Annotated in this window: 17 protein-coding genes and 1 pseudogene; 1 reads left to right on the top strand and 17 read right to left on the bottom strand. The window is 69.5% G+C overall.

Annotation, left to right across the window (positions count from 1 at the left end):
- Positions 1-16: 16 nt before the first annotated feature.
- The 17 genes and pseudogenes from AL346_RS05300 to AL346_RS05225 all read right to left on the bottom strand — a co-directional run bounded on the left by AL346_RS05300 (position 17) and on the right by AL346_RS05225 (position 17310).
- A complete protein-coding gene (locus tag AL346_RS05300; RefSeq protein WP_245258925.1) occupies positions 17-562 on the bottom strand; it encodes a TetR/AcrR family transcriptional regulator in 546 nt (181 codons plus the stop codon).
- Between the two features lie 148 nt (positions 563-710).
- Entirely contained in the window at positions 711-2330 is a 1620-nt protein-coding gene (locus tag AL346_RS05295; RefSeq protein ID WP_040405025.1) for an MFS transporter, read from the bottom strand.
- A gap of 1 nt (position 2331) precedes the next feature.
- Complete coding sequence (locus tag AL346_RS05290; RefSeq protein WP_019403353.1) at positions 2332-4281, bottom strand: amidohydrolase family protein; 1950 nt, start codon at positions 4279-4281, stop codon at positions 2332-2334.
- An 11-nt stretch (positions 4282-4292) separates the two neighbouring features.
- On the bottom strand, positions 4293-4574 hold the full coding sequence (locus AL346_RS05285; protein WP_019403354.1) for a DUF1427 family protein: 282 nt from the start codon (positions 4572-4574) through the stop codon (positions 4293-4295).
- A gap of 32 nt (positions 4575-4606) precedes the next feature.
- Positions 4607-5437 carry an alpha/beta fold hydrolase gene (locus tag AL346_RS05280; protein WP_026015337.1) on the bottom strand — a complete coding sequence of 277 codons (831 nt, stop codon included), beginning with the start codon at positions 5435-5437 and terminating at the stop codon, positions 4607-4609.
- Positions 5438-5482: 45 nt separating this feature from the next.
- Positions 5483-6136: a hydrolase gene (locus AL346_RS05275; protein ID WP_026015338.1), complete on the bottom strand. Its 654-nt coding sequence runs from the start codon at positions 6134-6136 to the stop codon at positions 5483-5485.
- Between the two features lie 246 nt (positions 6137-6382).
- The gene (locus AL346_RS05270; protein WP_019403357.1) at positions 6383-7006 is read right to left on the bottom strand and encodes a response regulator transcription factor; all 624 of its coding nucleotides are present in this window, start codon (positions 7004-7006) and stop codon (positions 6383-6385) included.
- The gene (locus AL346_RS05265) at positions 7003-8595 is read right to left on the bottom strand and encodes an MASE4 domain-containing protein (RefSeq protein ID WP_019403358.1); all 1593 of its coding nucleotides are present in this window, start codon (positions 8593-8595) and stop codon (positions 7003-7005) included. Before AL346_RS05265 ends, AL346_RS05270 begins: the two co-directional genes overlap by 4 nt.
- A 420-nt stretch (positions 8596-9015) precedes the next feature.
- Positions 9016-9330: a RidA family protein gene (locus AL346_RS25315; RefSeq protein ID WP_245303234.1), complete on the bottom strand. Its 315-nt coding sequence runs from the start codon at positions 9328-9330 to the stop codon at positions 9016-9018.
- 72 nt (positions 9331-9402) lie between these two features.
- Positions 9403-10503 (bottom strand): annotated as a pseudogene (locus AL346_RS05260) (NAD(P)/FAD-dependent oxidoreductase); the annotation flags it as partial.
- On the bottom strand, positions 10500-11918 hold the full coding sequence (locus tag AL346_RS05255; RefSeq protein WP_019403359.1) for an NAD(P)/FAD-dependent oxidoreductase: 1419 nt from the start codon (positions 11916-11918) through the stop codon (positions 10500-10502). The gene AL346_RS05255 and the pseudogene AL346_RS05260, both read right to left, overlap by 4 nt.
- Entirely contained in the window at positions 11915-12211 is a 297-nt protein-coding gene (locus tag AL346_RS05250) for a (2Fe-2S)-binding protein (protein ID WP_019403360.1), read from the bottom strand. Before AL346_RS05250 ends, AL346_RS05255 begins: the two co-directional genes overlap by 4 nt.
- Positions 12195-13382 (bottom strand): FAD-binding oxidoreductase, encoded by a 1188-nt coding sequence (locus AL346_RS05245; protein WP_082312426.1) that lies wholly within the window; start codon positions 13380-13382, stop codon positions 12195-12197. Before AL346_RS05245 ends, AL346_RS05250 begins: the two co-directional genes overlap by 17 nt.
- A gap of 11 nt (positions 13383-13393) precedes the next feature.
- On the bottom strand, positions 13394-14200 hold the full coding sequence (locus tag AL346_RS05240; RefSeq protein ID WP_019403363.1) for an ABC transporter permease: 807 nt from the start codon (positions 14198-14200) through the stop codon (positions 13394-13396).
- Entirely contained in the window at positions 14197-15117 is a 921-nt protein-coding gene (locus AL346_RS05235) for an ABC transporter permease (RefSeq protein ID WP_019403364.1), read from the bottom strand. The genes AL346_RS05240 and AL346_RS05235 overlap by 4 nt, the downstream gene beginning before the upstream one ends.
- A complete protein-coding gene (locus tag AL346_RS05230) occupies positions 15114-16163 on the bottom strand; it encodes an ABC transporter ATP-binding protein (RefSeq protein WP_019403365.1) in 1050 nt (349 codons plus the stop codon). The genes AL346_RS05235 and AL346_RS05230 overlap by 4 nt, the downstream gene beginning before the upstream one ends.
- A gap of 112 nt (positions 16164-16275) precedes the next feature.
- Positions 16276-17310, bottom strand: coding sequence for an ABC transporter substrate-binding protein (locus tag AL346_RS05225; RefSeq protein ID WP_019403366.1), 1035 nt, complete (start codon positions 17308-17310; stop codon positions 16276-16278).
- A gap of 156 nt (positions 17311-17466) precedes the next feature.
- Between AL346_RS05225 and AL346_RS05220 the strand changes: the two genes are divergently transcribed.
- Positions 17467-18375 carry a LysR substrate-binding domain-containing protein gene (locus tag AL346_RS05220; RefSeq protein WP_053194028.1) on the top strand — a complete coding sequence of 303 codons (909 nt, stop codon included), beginning with the start codon at positions 17467-17469 and terminating at the stop codon, positions 18373-18375.
- The last annotated feature ends 94 nt before the right edge of the window (positions 18376-18469 follow it).

Here is an 18469-nt window from a genome sequence, read left to right as displayed (position 1 = left end):
TAATTTGGCAAAAAAATTAGTCGAGGATGCGCATTGCCTGCTCGGCGACCTCGATCATCTCGGCACGGGTGCGGCCGGTCTTGCCGAGTACGCGCATGCCTTGCGCCATGCATAACAGGGCGCGGGCGGCGGTCTGCGCATCGATCTGGCGGCCGATCGAGCCGTCGGTCTGGCCTTCCTCGATGAAGCGACGCAGGCTCTTTTCGCGGGCTTCCAGAAGCAGGGCGACGTTTTGTGCAAGCTCCGGGTCGCAAGCGCCGAACTCGACCGCTGTGGCAACGACAAGGCAGCCGGTGCGCCCGGCCTCGCCATGGCTTAGATCGGCATATTCCAGAAGAAAGCCGCGTACCCGCTCCCGTCCGTTGGGCGCAGCTCGAAGCGCGGCCGACGTCCGCTCGTATCGCTGCTCCACATAGCGCTGAAGCGCTGCGGTGAAGAGACCACGCTTGTCTCCGAAGGCCTTGTAGATGCTGCCGATCGTCAGCTTGAGCGCCTGGGAAATATCGGCAACGGAACTGGCGCTGTAGCCCTTGCGGCTGAACAAGGTGATGGCGTCGTTCAAGACCTTGTCTTGATCGAAGGCGCGCGGGCGTCCGGGGCGGGAGTTGGCCTGTCTGCTCAATGCCTGTTCCATTCAGGCAAATTAGGAAATGATCGTTTCCAATGTCAAGGGCGGACAATTGAGGCGTCACAGCCCTGCTTTCAACCACTCAGGACAGAGACAGATAGTGCCGCACCCGCGGCGGTTCCGCGCCAATGTGGAAGCGGCGAATCTCGGCGTGGACGTCGGCGTCGGCATGGGACGCCCGGCGATGCTGCCTGAGGTGCTCGGCCCAGGATTCAACCGTGAACCATTCGACGATCGCGCGGGGATTGGCTGCGTCCTCGGTGACACCCCAGTTGAAGGCGCCGTCCCGGCGACGCATCTGCGACTGCCGGGCGAGCGCGGCGAGAAAGGCGGGCCGGTCGTCGGGATCGATCTCGTATTCGATCAGGATGAGGACCGGGCCGCGATCGCCCGGAACCGGCGCGGCGAGGATCGGCTCGGGCCAATGGTTCGACGGCGTGAGGTCGGCTTCACCCGCCGGCAGGGGCAGGCGGTGCAGGGCGAGGCCGACCGCGAGGAGCCCGAGCGCCGACGCGACGAGCGCTCCGGAGAGGCCCGCGACCTGGGCGACGAAGCCCCAGGTCAGGCTGCCGCCGGCCATGGCGCCGTTGAAGACGGTGAGGTAGACGGCGAGCCCGCGGCCGCGCACCCAGTTGGGCAGCACTGCCTGCGCGGTGGCGTTGAGCGTCGTCAGCGCCGCGATCCACGCCGCTCCCATGGCGAGGAGGACGAGGATCGCCGCCCATTGCGGCGGGGACAGCGCGAGCGTGGCGCTCGCTGCCGCGATCACGACGGCGGCGGCGAGCATCAGTCCGTCGACGCCGAGGCGCGAACGGACCCACGGCATCAGCACCGCACCGAGGATGGCCCCGCCGCCGACCGAGCCGAGGAGCGCCCCGTAGAAGGCCGCTCCCCCTCCCAGGAGATCCCGCGCGATGAGCGGCAGGAGGGCCCAGATGGCGCTGGCGAAGGCGAAGAAGAACAGGGCGCGCAGCAGCACGACGTGAAGCTCGCGGCTGAAGCGGATGTAGCGCAGGCCGGCCCGCAGGGCGCCGCCGAAGCGTTCGGAGAGGCCGTCGTCCTCGTTCGCGGGGCGCTTCCACCACAGGAGCGCCGCGATGACGATGACGTAACTGGCGAGATCGACGCCATAGGTAAAGGCCGCCCCGAAGGCGGCGAGCAGCAGGCCGCCCGCCGCCGGGCCGATGGCGCGGGCGATGTTGATGCCCAGCGAATTGAGCGCCACCGCGCTCTTGAGCTCCGCCCGCGGCACGAGCTCGGGCACGATCGACTGCCACGTCGGCGCCATCAGGGCGGCGCCGATGCCGCCGACGAAGGTGAGCGCGACGAGGGCCGACACGGTCATCGCTCCGGTCGCGGCGAGCACGAGCAGCGTCAGGCTGACCAGCCCGAGGAGAAGCTGCACGGCAATGAGGAACCGGCGCCGGTCGAGAATGTCGGAGAGCACGCCTGCGGGAACAGCGAGCAGGAAGACCGGCAGGGTGCCGGCGGCCTGGATGGCGGCAACGGCGGCCGGGGACGCCGACAGGTCGGTGACCAGCCAGCCGCTCGCCACGTCGCGCATGAAGGTGCCGGTGTTTCCGAGCACCGTCGCCGCCCACAGAACGGCGAAGGCCGTGTGGCGCAGCGGCGCGAAACCGCCACCCGCCGGTACAGCCGTGGCGGGCGCGCTCACCTGCCCCTCCGGAGACGATTTGTCCATCTCACACTGCCCAGCAGGCGCAGCCGAGGACGCCCCAGAAGCTGCGGGTATCCGAGACGGGGAGTGTCGATCCCCAGGCCGCCGCATGGGCGTGCCCGTGGACGCCGCAGGCCGTGGCGCAGCCGCAGCCCGCCGCGAGGGCATATTGCGTTCCGAGCCCCGCCCGTCGCTGCTGGTAGCCGCCGAAGGTACGCACCGGCGACCAGTCGGGCATCGGCGGCGGCAGGTCCGGTGCGAGCGGCGCGAAGGCATCGCTGCCGTGCACCGGCTTGCCGCCGAGCAGGGTCAGCACCGCGGTGATGTCTTCAATCGCATCCTCCGGGACGGCAAAATAGTCGTCGGACAGCACGGCGAGATCGGCGAGCTGGCCGGCCTTGATCATTCCCTTCTTGCCCGTCTCGGTGGAGAACCAGGTGTTCTCGTGCGTCCACAGGCGCAGCGCCGTCTCGCGGTCGAGCCGGTTGGCCGCCGGGTAGAGCGCAAGGCCGCCGAGGGTACGGCCCGTGACGAGCCAGGCCAGCGACACCCACGGATTGTAGGAGGCCACCCGCGTCGCGTCGGTGCCGGCGCCCACCGGTACGCCCGCGGCCAGCATGCGGGCGACGGGCGGCGTGCGCTCGGCGGCACGGTGGCCGTAGCGCTCGGCGAAATATTCACCCTGAAAGGCCATGCGGTGCTGCACGGCGATGCCCCCGCCGAGGGCGGCGATGCGCTCGATATTGCGGTCGCTGACCGTCTCGGCGTGGTCGAAGAACCAGTTGAGCCCGGCGAGCGGGATGTCGCGGTTCACCTTCTCGAACACGTCGAGGGCGCGCGAGATCGTCTCGTCATAGGTGGCGTGCAGCCGCCATGGCCAGCGGTTCTCGGCCAGCAGCCGCACCACCGGCTCGAGGTCACCTTCCATGTTCGGCGGCATCTCCGGCCGCGCGACACGGAAATCCTCGAAATCGGCGGCGCTGTAGACGAGCATCTCGCCGGCGCCGTTGCTCCTGTAGAGATCGTCGCCCGCCGCAGGGGAGACCTGCTTGGCCCAGGCCGTGAAGTCGGCCAGTTCCTCCTTCGGCCTCTGGGTGAAGAGGTTGTAGGCGATGCGCACCGTGAGCAGGCCCTCGCGGTGAAGCTCCTCGATGATGGTGTAGTCGTCGGGATAGTTCTGGAAGCCGCCGCCCGCGTCGATGACGCCGGTCACGCCCAGGCGGTTGATCTCGCGCATGAAGTGGCGCGTGGAGTTCTTCTGGTAGTCCGGCGGCAGCTTCGGCCCCTTGGCGAGGGTCGCGTAGAGGATGGTGGCATTGGGGTTGGCGAGGAGGAGCCCCGTCGGGTTACCTGCCGCGTCCCGCACGATCTCGCCGCCCGGCGGGTTCGGCGTGTCCTTGTCATAGCCGACGACCCTGAGCGCGGCCGCGTTGAGCAGTGCGCGATCATAGAGATGGAGGATGAAGACCGGCGTATCGGGCGCGACGGCATTGATCTCGTCGAGCGTCGGCAGGCGCTTCTCGGTGAACTGGTGCTCGGTGAAGCCGCCGACGACGCGCACCCATTGCGGCGGCGGGGTCACCGCGACCTGACGGCGCAGCATCTCCATCGCCTGCGCCAGCGAGCGCACGCCGTCCCAGCGCAGCTCCATGTTGTAGTTGAGCCCGCCACGGATGATGTGCATGTGGCTGTCGATCAGCCCGGGGATGACGCGTCGCCCGCCGAGGTCGATCGTCCGGGTTGCGGGCCCCGCGTGCGCCATCGCATCGGCCGCCGTGCCGGCGAAGAGAAAGCGGCCGTCGTGGATCGCCACCGCCTCCGCCTGCGGGTTCTGCCTGTCGAGCGTGGTGACCTTGCCGTTGAGGAGGATGAGATCTGCCGTCTCGTTCATGGTCTCAGCCCTCGCCGAGGTTGGGATCAGGCCCGAAGCCGCTGCCGCGGCCATGCCGGCGACGATCTCGCGACGGGTGGTCATCGACGCCTGTCTCAGCCGCCGGGCCCCCGGCCGGCATCGCCAGCCGCGGCCTCGGCGGAATTGGCCGGCAGTTCGCCGAGGATGTGGTTGCCGCAATTGGCGCGGCCGACCGCCTCGCGGAAGCCGCAGCCGGCAACGATGTGCCTGGCGACCGGCATGATCTGCTCGCCGACGAGGATGCCGAGCAGGCCGAGGAGCGCCACTACGGGCGGTGCCGGCGAGCGCACGTTGATCAGGCTGTAGACGATCCCGACCAGAATGCCGGCGCCGAGAGAGGCGAGATAGAGCTTCATGGACCTTCTCCTGCCGCTCCGGCGCCGGACCGTCACGCCCGCACGAAGGCGAGCAGATCGGCGTTGATCACGTCGGGATGGGTCGTGCACAAGCCATGCGGGAGCTTCTCGTAGACCTTGAGCGTGCTGTTCCTGACGAGCTCCGCCGACAGGAGGGCGGAGTTGGCGATGGGCACGATCTGGTCGTCGTCGCCGTGCATCACCAGCGTCGGCACCTCGACGGCCTTCAGGTCCTCGGTGAAGTCCGTCTCCGAGAAGGCCTTGATGCCGTCGTAGTGGGCCTTCGCGCCGCCCATCATGCCCTGGCGCCACCAGTTGCGGATCACGCCCTCGGAAACCTCCGCGCCGGGCCGGTTGTAGCCGTAGAAGGGGCCGGTCGGGACATCGAGGAAGAACTGGGCGCGGTTGGCGGCGAGCGCGGCGCGGAAGCCGTCGAACACCTCGATGGGCAGGCCGCCGGGGTTCGCCGCCGTCTTCACCATGATCGGCGGCACCGCGCCGATCAGCACCAGCTTGGCGACGCGGCCCCTGCCATGGCGGACCGTGTAGTGCAGCGCCTCGCCCCCGCCGGTGGAGTGGCCGATATGGACGGCCCCGCGCAGGTCGAGATGCTCGACCACCGCGGCGATATCAGCCGCGTAATGGTCCATGTCGTGCCCGTCGGCGACCTGGGTGGAGCGGCCGTGGCCGCGCCGGTCGTGGGCGACGACGCGGTAGCCCTTGGCGAGGAAGAACAGCATCTGCGCGTCCCAGTCATCCGCGCTCAGCGGCCAGCCGTGATGGAAGACGATGGGCTGCGCATCCTTCGGCCCCCAGTCCTTGAAGAAGATCTCGACACCGTCCCTGGTCGCGATGCTGGGCATGAAGGTCACTCCCGTTGCTGCTGCGGAATGCCGCGGTGGTGGAGCTCAATGGCCTTCCGAGGCGCCGAACATCGTCTTGGCGTAGATGATGCCGAGCCCGTAGGCGCCGCCGAACTCCTTGGCGATGCCGGTGGTGAGATCGTAGGTCCCGGCCCGCGCCCAGTCGCGCTGCAGCTCGAGGAGGTATTGCAGGGCGGTCATGGGCACGGCGCCGGCCTGCACCATGCGCGCGACGGCGCGCTCGTGCGCCTCCTCCGAGACGTCGCCGCAGGCGTCCGTGACGACAACGACCTCGAAGCCCTGGTCGAGCGCCGACAGCGCCGGGCCGACGATGCATACGCTCGTCCACAGCCCCGCGAGCACGATGCGCTGCCTGCCGATCTCGTTGACGCGCGCGATGACCGACTCGTCCTCCCAGGTGTTCATGGAGGTGCGATCGAGCATCGGCTGATCCGGGAAAGCCTTCGTGATCTCGGCGAACATCGGTCCCGAGAAGCTCTTCTCGGCCACCGTGGTCAGGATCGTGGGCACCTTGAAGCCGGCGGCCGCATGGGCCACGAGCGCCGCGTTGTTGCGCAGGAGCACGGCATCGATCGATTTCGTCGCGAAGGCCATCTGCGACTGGAAGTCGATCATGATCAGCATGTGGTTCGTCGGATCGAGGAGGCTCCGCCCCGGCGCAGCGCTTGCCTGTGCCATCTCTCTGGTCCCTTTCCCATCGCTCGTGCGGGTCGCGGACGTGCGTGATCCTTCCTGTGCGACAGGCTCGCGGATCCGGACCTCGGGCTGAAATTCAGGCGCTCCCGCCGGGAACGCGTCGAGTGACGGCAAGGTAGGGTCGGATGGTCGATCAGCGCAATTGTGCAGGCGGATAGTGCCGCCTATCCCCCGGTATAGTGTTGGGGGCAGCGGCGCTCCTGCGTCCGCCGGGAAAGGCCGGGGCTGTCAGTCCTGGGTCAGCGCGATCCCCAGCCGGTCGGTGATGCGGATCAGGTCGGCCAGGGTCCGCGCCTGCAGCTTGTGCATGATCTGCGCCCGGTGGACCTTCACGGTGACCTCGCTGAGGCCGAGCCGGTCGGCCACCTGCTTGTTCATCAATCCCGAGGCGACGAGGGCCGCCACCTGCCGTTCCCGCGGCGAGAGCGTCTCGTAGCGCCCCTGGATCTGCCCCATGGCGCTCGCCTCATCGCGCTCGCGCCGGTGGCGCTCGATGCCCTCGTGGACCGCGTCGAGGAGGTCCTGGTCCCGGAAGGGCTTCGTCAGGAACTCGACGGCTCCCGCCTTCATCGCGGCGACCGACATCGGCACGTCGCCGTGGCCGGTGACGAAGACGATGGGCGGGCTCTGGCCGCGGCGCGCCAGTTCGCGCTGGAACTCGAGCCCGCTCCTGCCTTTGAGGCGCACGTCGAGCACGAGACAGGCGGGGGCATCGGCCTGATCGGCGGCGAGGAAATCCTCCGCGGATCCGAAGGTCCGGACCGCGTAGCCGACCGAGGCCAGCAGGCTCTCCAGCGAGGCGCGAATAGCAGGGTCATCGTCGATGACATAGACGACGGGATCGTCGCTCATGGATGCACGCCCACCTGGTTGCTGGCCTCCACCACAGTGGACGCGGGCAGGGAAAAACGGAAGACCGCGCCGGTCGGCGCGTTGGCGGCGATCCAGAGCCGGCCGCCGTGGGCCTCGATCACCGACCGGCAGAACATGAGGCCCATGCCCATGCCGTCGGGCTTCGTCGAGACGAAGGGGAGAAAGATGCGGTCGGCGATGTCCGGGCTGACACCGGGACCGGTATCGGCGAAAGAGGCCTCGACCTCCCCCGGCTCGCCGTCCTCGATGCTGATGGTCAGCCGGCGCACCCGGCCGCCGCCCGCCTTCATGGCGTCGACCGCGTTGTCGATCAGGTTCGAGACGACCTGCAGCAGCTGGATCGGATTGCAGATCACCATCTTGATCTCAGGCGGATAGACGGTCTCGACCTCGACTGCCGCGAGCGCCCGCTCGGAGGCGCTCCTGCCGAGCGCCTCGTCGATGACGCACTTGAGATCGACGGCGACCCGCTCCTGCGCGCCCTTCAGGAACATGGTGCGGATGCCGGACACGATCTTGTCGGCCCTGTGGCCGTCGTCGACGATGCGCTTCAATGCGGCCTCCGCCTCGCCGATCTGCGGTTCGGCGCGGGACAGCCAGCGCAGGCCGGCGTTGGCGTTGGTCACCATGCTGGCAAGAGGCTGGTTGATCTCATGCGCGATCGAAGCCGACAGGGCTTCCATCGCGGTCATCCGGTCGCGCCGCGCCCGGCGCTCGTTGACCGCCGCCTGGGCCAGGCGGGCGTAGCTTCCGGTCGTCTCCGCGAGCAGCACGAGCAGGATGGAGCCCGCCGCCACCAGGCCGAAGAAGCGCCCCGACCACCAGCCGATGCTGAGCCGCACCGCGGCCCCCATGTAGGAGATCAGCAGGATTTCCACGAAGAGCGACAGGAGGGCGACAGACATCCAGATGTCGAGCGTCGAACGGCGCCGCGTCAGCAGCACGGCGATGCCGACGGCATAGAGCAGGAGCGCGAGCGGCGGCACATAGGCCCAGGCGGGAGCCGTGCTCCGGGCGTCGGCCATGAAGGCGGGAAGGCTCTGCGTCGCCGTTACCACGAACCAGAGGACCGCGGCCGCGCCCGCGAGGAGCCCGCCGACACAGGCCAGCACCCAGCGGCCCGGCGACCTGACCGTCCGGCGCGGATCGGACAGGGCAAAGCCGACCACCGCGACCGCGAAGCCGATGCGCCGGATCGCCGCGATCCAGGCCGTCGCCTGCAGGTTCTGATCCCATGCGAGCACCGAGAACACGCCCGGGAAGCTGAGCGCCCAGGGCACGGCGAGAATGGCAGACAGCAGGTAGCCCGAGGCCAGGACGAGAAGCGGGACCGAGCGCTGCACGCGGAAGGTCGCGAACAGAAGGGCCGCGGTCGTCATCTCGATGACGAAGACGGCAGCCGCATAGGCGGGGAGGAAGATCTCGGTGCCCCGCGTCGGACGCCCCGCATAGGGAGCCGTCACAGCGAGAGCGACGACGAGCATGACCACGACGGCGAATATGACGCGAAGCTGCGTGTCCGACGGCAGGGAGGTCGAGATCAGTCTCTGGTCGGAGCTCGGTGGCATCGAGGGCGTTCTTCTCGAACAGCGGTGAGGCGAATCCGAGCATAGCACCGAGCGCGCCGGGCATAGGCCAGGCGCTTCCGGCAGGCGTCACGTCCAGCAAAGTTGGAGGGGAGCACGACCGGCGCTCGGCCGCGATGCGACCTTGCAACAGCCGGATCAACTCACCGGAGGCAATGAGCTCTCGACACGGGACTTCCCAGGTGCCGGCGGCGCGGTGAAGCTTCCGGCCGAGGATTCCTGAAGATATGGCCTCAGAACGGGCCGCCGTCATCGTGCCTCAAAATACCGCCTCACGATCCAGGCGGCTGGTGTCCTGAACGTGTCCCGCCCATTCCTGATCCAGCTCGCGGTGCAGGGAAAGATCCGTCCGTCCCCGCGTCCGGTGCGGATCCGGGCCGCACCGCAACGCGAGGGCAGCGGTCAGCCCTTCGCGGCGACGGCGACCACCTCGATGAGCGCTCCGCCGCCGAGGTCGGCGACGCCGACGGTGGCGCGGGCGGGCAGGGCGTCGCCGAAAACCTCCGTCCAGACCGCATCCATCTCCTTCTTGCGCGACAGGTCGGTCACGAAGATGGTGGCGGAGACGACCTTGCCGAGGTCGCAGCCGACCTCCCTCAGGTAGCCGGCAAGCTTGGCGAGGATGTTGCGGGTCTGCTCGCCCATCGAGAGGCCGGTATCGTCGGCGATGATGCCGCCGACATGGACGAAGCCGCCCGCCTCGACCGCGCGGTGCATGATGGGCGTGCGGATGTTGCGCTTGATGCTCATGGCTGTCCTCTTGGAGCAGGGGGGAGGGGAAGGGCGTGCGAAGCGGCCGATGCCCAGGCCGTCGATGGGCGTTGTGGTGCTGCCGTCGACGATGAGCTCCGCCATGACGGCGCCGGCGCCGGGGCCGAGCTGAAAGCCGTGCAGCGAAAAGCCGAACTGGTGATAGAGGCCCTCGTGCACGGCGCTCGGGCCGAGGACGGGAAGGTCGTCGCCCGTCCTCGCCTCGATCCCCGCCCAGGCGCGCACGATGGTCGCGCCGCGCATGACGGGAAAGAGCTCGAAGACCGTCCGGGCGCTCTCCTGCAGCTTGCGCCAGTCGAGGATCGTCTCGCCGGTATCGCGACAGGGCGTCGCGAGATGGCCGCCGCCGATCAGCACCGTGCCGTTGCCGAATTGCTTGAAGGAGAGCTTGCGCCCGCGCAGGATCACGACGGGCGCGATGAAGGGCGGCACCCGCGAGGTGATCATCAGCATCGGCGCCACGGTCTCGACCGGCACGGGCTCGCCGAGCCCGGCGGCGATGTCCCCGCCCCAGGCGCCGGCGGCATTGACGAGGACGGGCGCCTCGAAACGCTCCGGCCCCACATCAACCTGCCAGAGCCCGTCCTGCCTGCGGATGCCGGTCGCGCCCGTGCCCTCGCGCACGATGGCGCCGAGCCGTCCGGCCTTGCGCCGGAACGCGGTCGTCGTGCGCGCCGGGCTGGCGGCGCCGTCGCGGCGCGAGACGATGCCGCCGGGGCAGCTGTCGGAGACGGCCGGCACGAGGCGGCGCAGCTCGGCCGCGTCAATCAGTTCCTCGTGGCTGAAGCCGAGGGCTTCGAGCTCGGCCACGCGGGCGCGGCAGGCCGTGAGTTCCTCCCCGGTTTCCGCGACGAGCACCTGGCCGTGGCTCTCGAACTCGCAATCGTCGTCGACGATGTCCGCGATCCGCTCCCAGAGACCCATGGAGCGGATGGAGAGCGGAATTTCCGCCACGTGGCGGGCGAGCTGGCGCACGCCGCCGGCATTGACGCCGGAGGCGTGGCGGCCGGCATAGTCCCTCTCGATGAGGACGGGACGCAGCCCCTTGAGGCAGAGGTTGACGGCCGTGGCGCAGCCGTGAATCCCGCCGCCGATGATGATGGCGTCGGCGCGCGTCATCCCCTGACCACGGCCTTCGTCGCGTCCTCGCCCTTGGGCAGCGAGGCGAGCTCGGCGAGCGTGATGGGCTTCACCGGCGCGCGCAGCCGGTAATAGCCGATCTCCGCCGGCGTCCTGCCGCGCGCCTCGGCCATCAGTTCCGTCACCGTCAGCCCGCACAGGCGGCCCTGGCACGGTCCCATGCCCGTGCGGCGATAGGCCTTCAGCTGGTTGGGGCCCGTGGCGCCCAGGGCGACGGATTCGCGGATGTCCCGCGCCGTCACTTCCTCACAGCGGCAGACGACGGTCTCGTCGGCGGGGATGCGGAACTGGCGCGCCGGCCGGAACAGCACATCGAGGAAGGTGCGTCCGCGCTCGGCCCTGGCGAGCTCGGACGCGAGCGTGGCATGGTCGGGCAGGGCCAGGCCCGCCTCCGGCTTCAGCGCCTCGATCACCGCCCGCGCGGCGATGCGCCCGCGGTGCACCGCCACGCCGGCCCCGCCGATGCCGGCGCCATCGCCAGCGACGTGGATGCCGGCGACGGAGCTTTCGCCCCGCTCGTCGAGCTCCGGGACCCAGCACAATTGGACGTCGTCCCACCGGTGCCGGACGCCGGCCGCCATGGCGAGATTGACGTTGGGCACGACGCCCTGATGCAGCAGGAGCACGTCGACCGGTATCTCGGACCGGCGCCCGCCCGCCTCGTAGGAGAGGGCCTCGACGCGGCCGCTGCCCTTCGCGGCGAGGCTGGTGACGCTGCCGACAACCTGCGTGCGGGCGCGGACCTCGCGCATCATGGCGAGCCCCTTGAGGAAATAGGGCGAGGTGAGGAACTGCGGCACGTGCGGCAGGGCGCGCAGGCGGTTGCGGCGATCGGCCGTGTCGAGCACGAGGTCGATCGTGCCGCCCATGCGCAGGATCTGGGCCGACAGCAGCCACAGCAGCGGCCCCTGGCCGGCGACGACGACCCTGCCTTGCGGCAGCAGGCCGGAGGACTTGAGCATCGTCTGCGCGGCACCCGCCGTCATCACGCCCGGCAAGGTCCAGCCGGGGATCGGGAACGGCCGCTCCAGCGCACCGGTGGCGAGGATGACGCGCTTTCCCCGGACGAGCCGGGCGCCGCCGTCGATGGACAGGCCGATCTCGAGGGTCCGGTCGAGGCTCCAGACGGTCGCTCGCTGGAGGATCTCGGCGCCGCTCGCCCGCACATCGTCGACGAGGCGCTGCCCCGCCCAGTAGTCGTCGCCGAGAAGGCGCTTCTCCTTGACCGGCGTCGTCGTGATGGCGCGCCAGACCTGGCCGCCCGGGCCCATGTTCTCGTCGACGAGGAGGGTGGCGAGGCCGGCCCCGGCCGTGAGCGCCGCGGCGGCGAGGCCGGCGGGACCTGCGCCGATGACGACGACGTCATAGGCGTCGCGCTGGGGGATGCTGGTCATCGTCCGATCTCTCTCCTGCCCTTCTGGATTTCGATCCTCATGCCCTCGCGCACCGGCACGAGGCAGCCCTGGCGGTTGCCCATGCCGTCGATGGTCACGAGGCAGTCGAAGCAGACGCCCATCATGCAGTAGGGCAGGCGCGGCGCCCCGCTCACGGCGGTGGACCGGCGCACGTCGAGGCCGGAGGCGAGCAGGGCCGCGGCCACGGTGTCGCCTTCGCGGGCGGTGACGCTCTGCCCCCCGACGAAGATCTCGACCGCCCGGCGGCGGTCCTCCTCAATGCGCTTGAACATTCCGCTTCTCCTGAGCCTGCCGGCCGTGCGGCCCCGCGGGCATGTCCGTCCCGTCCTTCGCCGCCTCGGCAAAGCGCCGGGCGCTGAAGGCGCCGGTCCTGTCCGGATCGAGCCGCCCCGCGGCGATCATCGGGGCGAGCTCGTAGGCGTGGATCGCGGCCAGCGTCACGCCCGAGTGGCAGCAGGCGACGAAGGCGCCGGGGCAGGTCTGCGACTGGTCGTAGATGGGAAAGCCGTCCTTCGGCATGACGCGGATGCCCGCCCAGCTGCGCACCACGTTGAGCCGCCCGAGCAGCGGGAACGTGCGCCGGGCCCGGTCGGCCATGACCGAGGCGATCGGCAGCCGGGCCTCGCTGTCGTCGAGCGCGTCCTCCTTGCTGTCGCCGATCATCACCGTGCCCTCGTCGGTCTGGCGGATGGTCGTCAGCGGATGGGGGAGGAAGGGGGCCGTCCGCTCGGTGACGATGACCTGGCCGCGCGTCGGCCCCATCGGCGCCGTGAGCCCGACCATGGGGGCGAGGGTCTCGTTGGCGTTGCCGGCGGCGAGCACGACCTTTCCGGAGGCGATCTCGCCTCCCGCCGTCGTCAGGCGAAAGCCGCTGCCGGTGTAGGTGATCGCCGTCACGGCATGGTCGGGGCGGTAGTCCACCCCGAGACGGGCGAGGCCCGTGTGGAGGGCGCGAAAGGTGCGCAGCGAGTTCACATGGCCGTCGAGCGGGCAGAAGCTGCCGCCGACGACCTCGGGGCCGATGTGGGGCAGCATCTTCGCCACCTCGGCGTGGCCGAGGATCTCGAAGTGGTAGGCCGCGCCTCCCGGCTGCTCGCTCATGCGCTTCACCGTGTCGGCGCGCTGCGCCAGCTCCTCCTCGCTCAGGGCGAGGTGGAAGCCGCCGTTGCGCTGGAAGCAGACGTCGAGCCCCGTCTGCTCGCGGATCTCCTCCGCCAGTCGCGGCCAACTGTTCGAGGCTGCGACGGTCCAGCGGGTATAGGCGGGCATGCCGAGGCCCTTGCTCTGCACCCACACGAGGGCGAAGTTGGCGCGCGAGGCGCGCTTGACCATGTCGCCTTCGTCGAGCACGCAGACGCGCTGGCCGAGGCGCCCGAGCCCCCAGGCGATGGCCGAGCCGAGCAGTCCGCCGCCAACGACGGCGACGTCATAGTCCCTGGACATCTCAGCTCTCCCTAACTGCTGCGGTCGCTATGGCCGGCGAGCACGCGGTCGAGCCCGTAGAACCGGTCGAGCAGGACGAGCGCGATCATCGTGATGGCGATGACGCAGGCGGAGACGGATGTGACGAGCGGATCGATATTGTCCTGCACGTAGAGGAACATCCGGACCGGGAGCGTCTCGACGCCGGGCGCGGCGAGAAAGACCGTCATGGTGACTTCGTCGAAGGATTGGATGAAGGCGAGCGCCCAGCCGCTGACGACGCCGGGCAGGATGAGCGGCAGGGTGATGCGGCGGAACAACGTCCAGCCGTTCGCCCCGAGCGACACGGCGGCCATCTCGACCGAGCGGTCCATGCCGACCGCCGCCGCCAGCGTCAGGCGCAGAGCGAAGGGAAACACCAGGATGACATGGGCGACGAGCAGCGCCGGAAACGTCCCGTTGATGCCGATCTGGGTGAAGAAGCGCAGGAAGGCCACGCCGAGCACCACATGGGGGATCATCAGCGGCGAGAGGAAGAGCGCGGAGATCGCCTCGCGCCCGGGGAACTGGTGGCGCGCCACGGCGAGCGCGGCCGGAATGGCGAAGCCGAGCGCGATGAACGAGGAGGCGGCGCCGACCCACAGGCTCACCCAGAACGCGTCGATGAACTCCGGATAGCTCGCGAGCGCCCGGAACCAGCGCAGGGAGAAGCCGTTGACCGGCAGCGAGAGATAGCCCTCGGGCGTGAAGGCGACGAGGCACACCACGGCGATCGGCGCCAGCATGAAGACGACGAAGACCGCGTGGAACAGAAGCGACAGGGGACCGTTGCGGCTCATCGGAAGACCTCCGCATAGCGGCGCTCGATCAGCGCGTTGCTGCCCACGACGATGAGGACGATGGCCAGCAGCAGCAGCACGGCGACCGCGGCGCCGAGCGGCCAGTTGAGCGTGTTGAGGAATTCGTCGTAGGCGAGGGTCGAGGCCACCTTCAGCCGCCGGCCGCCGATGATGGCGGGGGTGGCGAAGGCGCTGGCGGACAGCGAGAAGACGATGATGCCGCCGGCGAGGATGCCCGGCATGATCTGCGGCAGGATGATGCGGCCGATGACGGTGAGGGAGCCGGCGCCGAGCGACGTCGCCGCGTTCTCGATCTGCGGATCGAGACGCTGCAGCGCGGCCCAGACCGAGAGCACCATGAAGGGCATCATCACATGGGCGAGCGCGATGACGACGCCCGTCTCCGTGAACATGAAGGGCAGCGGCCTGTCGATCAGGCCGAGCGCGATCAGCCCCTTGTTGGCGACGCCGTTCTCGCCGCCGAACAGCAATGCCCAGCCGAGCGTGCGCGCCACGACCGAGATCAGGAGCGGCCCGAGCACCACCAGAAGGAAGAGGCCCTTCCACGGCGGGCGCATGCGGTGGAGGATGTAGGCCTCCGGCGCGCCGAGCAGTGCGGTCAGCACCGTCGCGAGCGCGGCGATGCGGAAGGTGCGCACGAACATCTCGAGGAAATAGCTGTCCGACCAGATCTCGGCCCAGTTCTTCAGGACGAGGACCGGCTCGATCCCCGTGTACTGCCCCCAGTTGTGGAACGAGAGCAGGACCGTCATCGCAAGCGGCACGACGAGCACCGCGACGAACAAGGCGAGGGCGGGCAGGACGAGCGCCCAGGGCGCCCTCTGCGCGGAGGCGCCGGTGCTGGCGGCCGCTGCGGCCGGCGGGGCGGCGGTGGTCGTGGCGGCGGTCGCGGTCATGCCTCGCCTCCCCGGCGCAGGCCCATGTCCTCGGCGCGCCAGACGAGGCGCACGGCCTCGCCCTCGGCCGGCTGCCGCTCGCCGTTGTTCTGCCGCACCACGAGGGCGGCGCCGCACTCCGTCTCGCACTGGAAGAGCCAGTGGTTGCCCTGGAAGATGCGGTTCGCGATCCGGGCCGCAAGACCGTCGGCGGTGCCGTCGGCGAAGGCCACCTTCTCCGGGCGCACGGTGATCGTGACGGCGCCGGAGGGACCAGCCGGCGCCGGCCACCGGCAGGAGCCGGCGACGAGCACCCGGCCGCTGCCGTTCGGCCGGACCTCGGCCGGGAATTCGTTGGTCTTGCCGAGGAAGTGCGAGACGAAGGCCGAGGCCGGGCGCTCGTAGGTCTCGTGCGGGGTGCCGATCTGCTCGATGCGCCCCTTGCTCATGACGACGATGCGGTCCGACAGCGCCATGGCCTCGGTCTGGTCGTGGGTGACGAGCACGGTCGTCGTGCCGAGGTTGCGCTGGATCTGGCGCAGCTCGATCTGCATGTCCTCGCGCAGCTTGGCGTCGAGATTGGACAGCGGCTCGTCGAGCAGCAGCACGTCCGGCCGGATCACGAGCGCGCGGGCGAGCGCCACGCGCTGCTGCTGGCCGCCGGACATGCGGCGCGGGTGGCGCTCGCCGTAGCCGGCGAGCCCGACCATGGCGAGGGCGTCGCGCACGCGTGCCTCCCGCTCGGCGCGCGGCACGCCGCGCATCTCGAGGCCGAAAGCGATGTTCTCGGCCGCCGTCAGGTGCGGGAAAAGCGCGTAACTCTGGAAGACGATGCCGAGCCCGCGCCTCGCCGGCCTGACCCGCGCAAGGTCGCGCCCGTCGAGGCGAATGGTGCCGCCGGAGGGATCGAGGAACCCCGCGATCATCTGCAGGGTGGTGGTCTTGCCGCAGCCGGAGGGGCCGAGGAACGAGATGAACTCGCCCTTCGCCACGCTGAGGCAGAAGCCCTCGACGGCGACGTGGCCGCCGAAGCGCTTGCTGACATGGTCGAGTTCGAGGAAGGCCACGGCCGTGTCCCATGAAAGGAGGAGTGGAGGGCGCCGGCTGCCGGCCGGCGCCGCGAGCAGGGGCGAAGGGGGCGCGCGACGGCGGCTGCGCGGATGCCGCGCAGCCGGAGGGTCAGCGCTCGACCTCGCGGTTCCAGCGCTTGGTCCACTCCTCGCGCTTGGGATTGATGCGCGCCCAGTCGGGATTGTAGAGCGCCTTCACCCGCTCGCCGATGGGCGCCATCCGCCCGAGCTCGGCGGGCACCTCGACGTTCCTGTTGACCGGGCCGTAGCCGTAGTCCCTGAGCAGCACGAGCTGCAGCTCCGGCTTCAGCAGCGCCTTGACGAATGCCGAGGCGAGGGGCGAGGCGCCCGGCTTCTCGATCGGGCAGGCCGAGGCGAGCAGCGTGACGGCGCCTTCCTTGGGATAGATGAAGTCGACGGGGAAGCCCGTATTGGCGAAGGACTGCGCCCGGCCGGTGCCCCAGACGGCGAGCGCCGCCTGCCCCGACTGGAAGAGCTCGGTCATCTTGCCCGGCGAGGGCTCGTAGGCGAGGACGTTGGCGTTGACCTCCTTCATCGCCTTGAAGCCCGGCTCGATGTCGTCCTCGCCGCCGCCGTTCATGCGGGCGAACATGAGCAGCGTGTAAAGGCCGTAGGTGTTGTTGATCGGCGGGATGACGATGAGGTTCTTGAACTTCGGATCCTTGAGGTCGTCCCAGGACGCCGGGGCGCTCCAGCCCTTCTCGGCGAACAGATCCTTGTTGTAGACGAGGCCCGTGGCGACAAGGCCGATAGCCACCGCCCGGTCGTCCTTGAAGCGCGCCGCGTCGTAGAGATCGGCCGCAGGCAGGTCCGCGATGCGGCCGCAGAAGCCGAGCTCGATCGCCTGATACATCGGCCCGTCGTCGACGATGGCGACGTCGATCTGCTGGTTGCCCTTCTGCGCCTGGAGCTTGGCGAGCGTATCGGTCGAATTGCCGGCGACGTACTGGACCTTGACGCCGTGCTCCTTCTCGAACTGCGGGATGACCTCGTCGCGCATGGTCTTTTCGAAGGAGCCGCCGTAGCCGGCGACATAAAGCACTTTCTCCTGCGCGAAAGCGGGCGGGGCGAACGCCATCGTTGCCGCGAGACTGGCCGCGGCGATCAGCTGTGAGCGGTGCATGAGCTTTGATTCCCCTGTTGGCCAGGACGCAGGGGGGGCGGCTTTTTCTGTCTCACCCGCGTCCTGAGTGCCCTCAAATCCTTCCAAAGAAGCGGATTGATCGTCAAATTCATAATGATATCTTTGTTATAAACGAATGTTATGATCGAGAACGCGATGGCGCGGATCAATCTGAGGCAGGTGGAGGCGTTCCGCGCCGTGATGCTGTCGGGCAGCGTCACGGCGGCCGCCGCGGTGATGGGCGTGACGCAGCCGGCGATCAGCCGCATGCTGCGCGACCTGCAGTCGTCCCTGAACATGCGGCTGTTCGAGAAGAAGGGGAGCGGCCTCGTTCCCACGGCCGCCGCCAGCGCCCTCTATGCGGAGGTGGAGCGCTCCTTCCTCGGCCTCGACCGCATCCTCGCGGCGGCCGAAGAGATCCGCACGCGCCGCACGGGCATGCTGCGCGTCGCCGCCCTGCCGGCGCTCGCCAACGGCTTCCTGCCGCGCTTCTCGGGCGGCTTCCTGCTCGAGCGGCCCAATCTCAGCTTCGCGCTGTTCGGCGTGATCTCGCCGATCGTCGTCGACTGGGTCCTGAACCTGCAGTGCGACGTCGGCTTCGCCGAGGTGCCGATCGCCCATTCCGGCCTGCCGATGAGCCGCATGCCGGCCCTGGCGCGGGTCGCCGTGCTGCCCCGGGGGCATCGGCTCGAGAGCAGGGCCGTCCTCGAGCCGCGGGATTTCGAGGGCGAGACCTTCATCTCGCTCACGCCGAGCAGCTCCGGCCGGCACCTCATCGACAACATCTTCGCCAAGGCGGGGGTCTCCCGCGTCCTGCGCGTGGAGACCGCCCTGTCGGAGATCATGTGCGGGCTCGTCGCCTCGGGCCTCGGCGTGTCCATCTGCGATCCCTTCACCGCGGCCGAATACGCCTCGCGCGGCGTCGTCGCCCGCCCCTTCCTGCCGCGCATCGACTTCGACTTCGCGGCGGTGTTTCCGCCCCATCGAAGCCCGTCGCCCGTCGCCGTGGAATTCGTCGAGGCCTTCGCGCACCACATCGAAGGCCTCGGGCTCATTCCAACATAGGCGCGATTTTCGAGGGCACGTCCCGGGCTGGTGGCGGACCGCGTCGAGACGTTGCGTGCGGGTTCCTAGATGCCGCGAGCATGATCGTCCACGG

It is taken from the genome of Chelatococcus sp. CO-6 (assembly GCF_001271345.1).
In the GTDB taxonomy this organism is placed as follows: domain Bacteria; phylum Pseudomonadota; class Alphaproteobacteria; order Rhizobiales; family Beijerinckiaceae; genus Chelatococcus_A; species Chelatococcus_A caeni.
The sequence above is the reverse complement of the archived record's forward strand: the minus strand, read 5'-3'. Positions and strand labels throughout refer to the sequence as shown.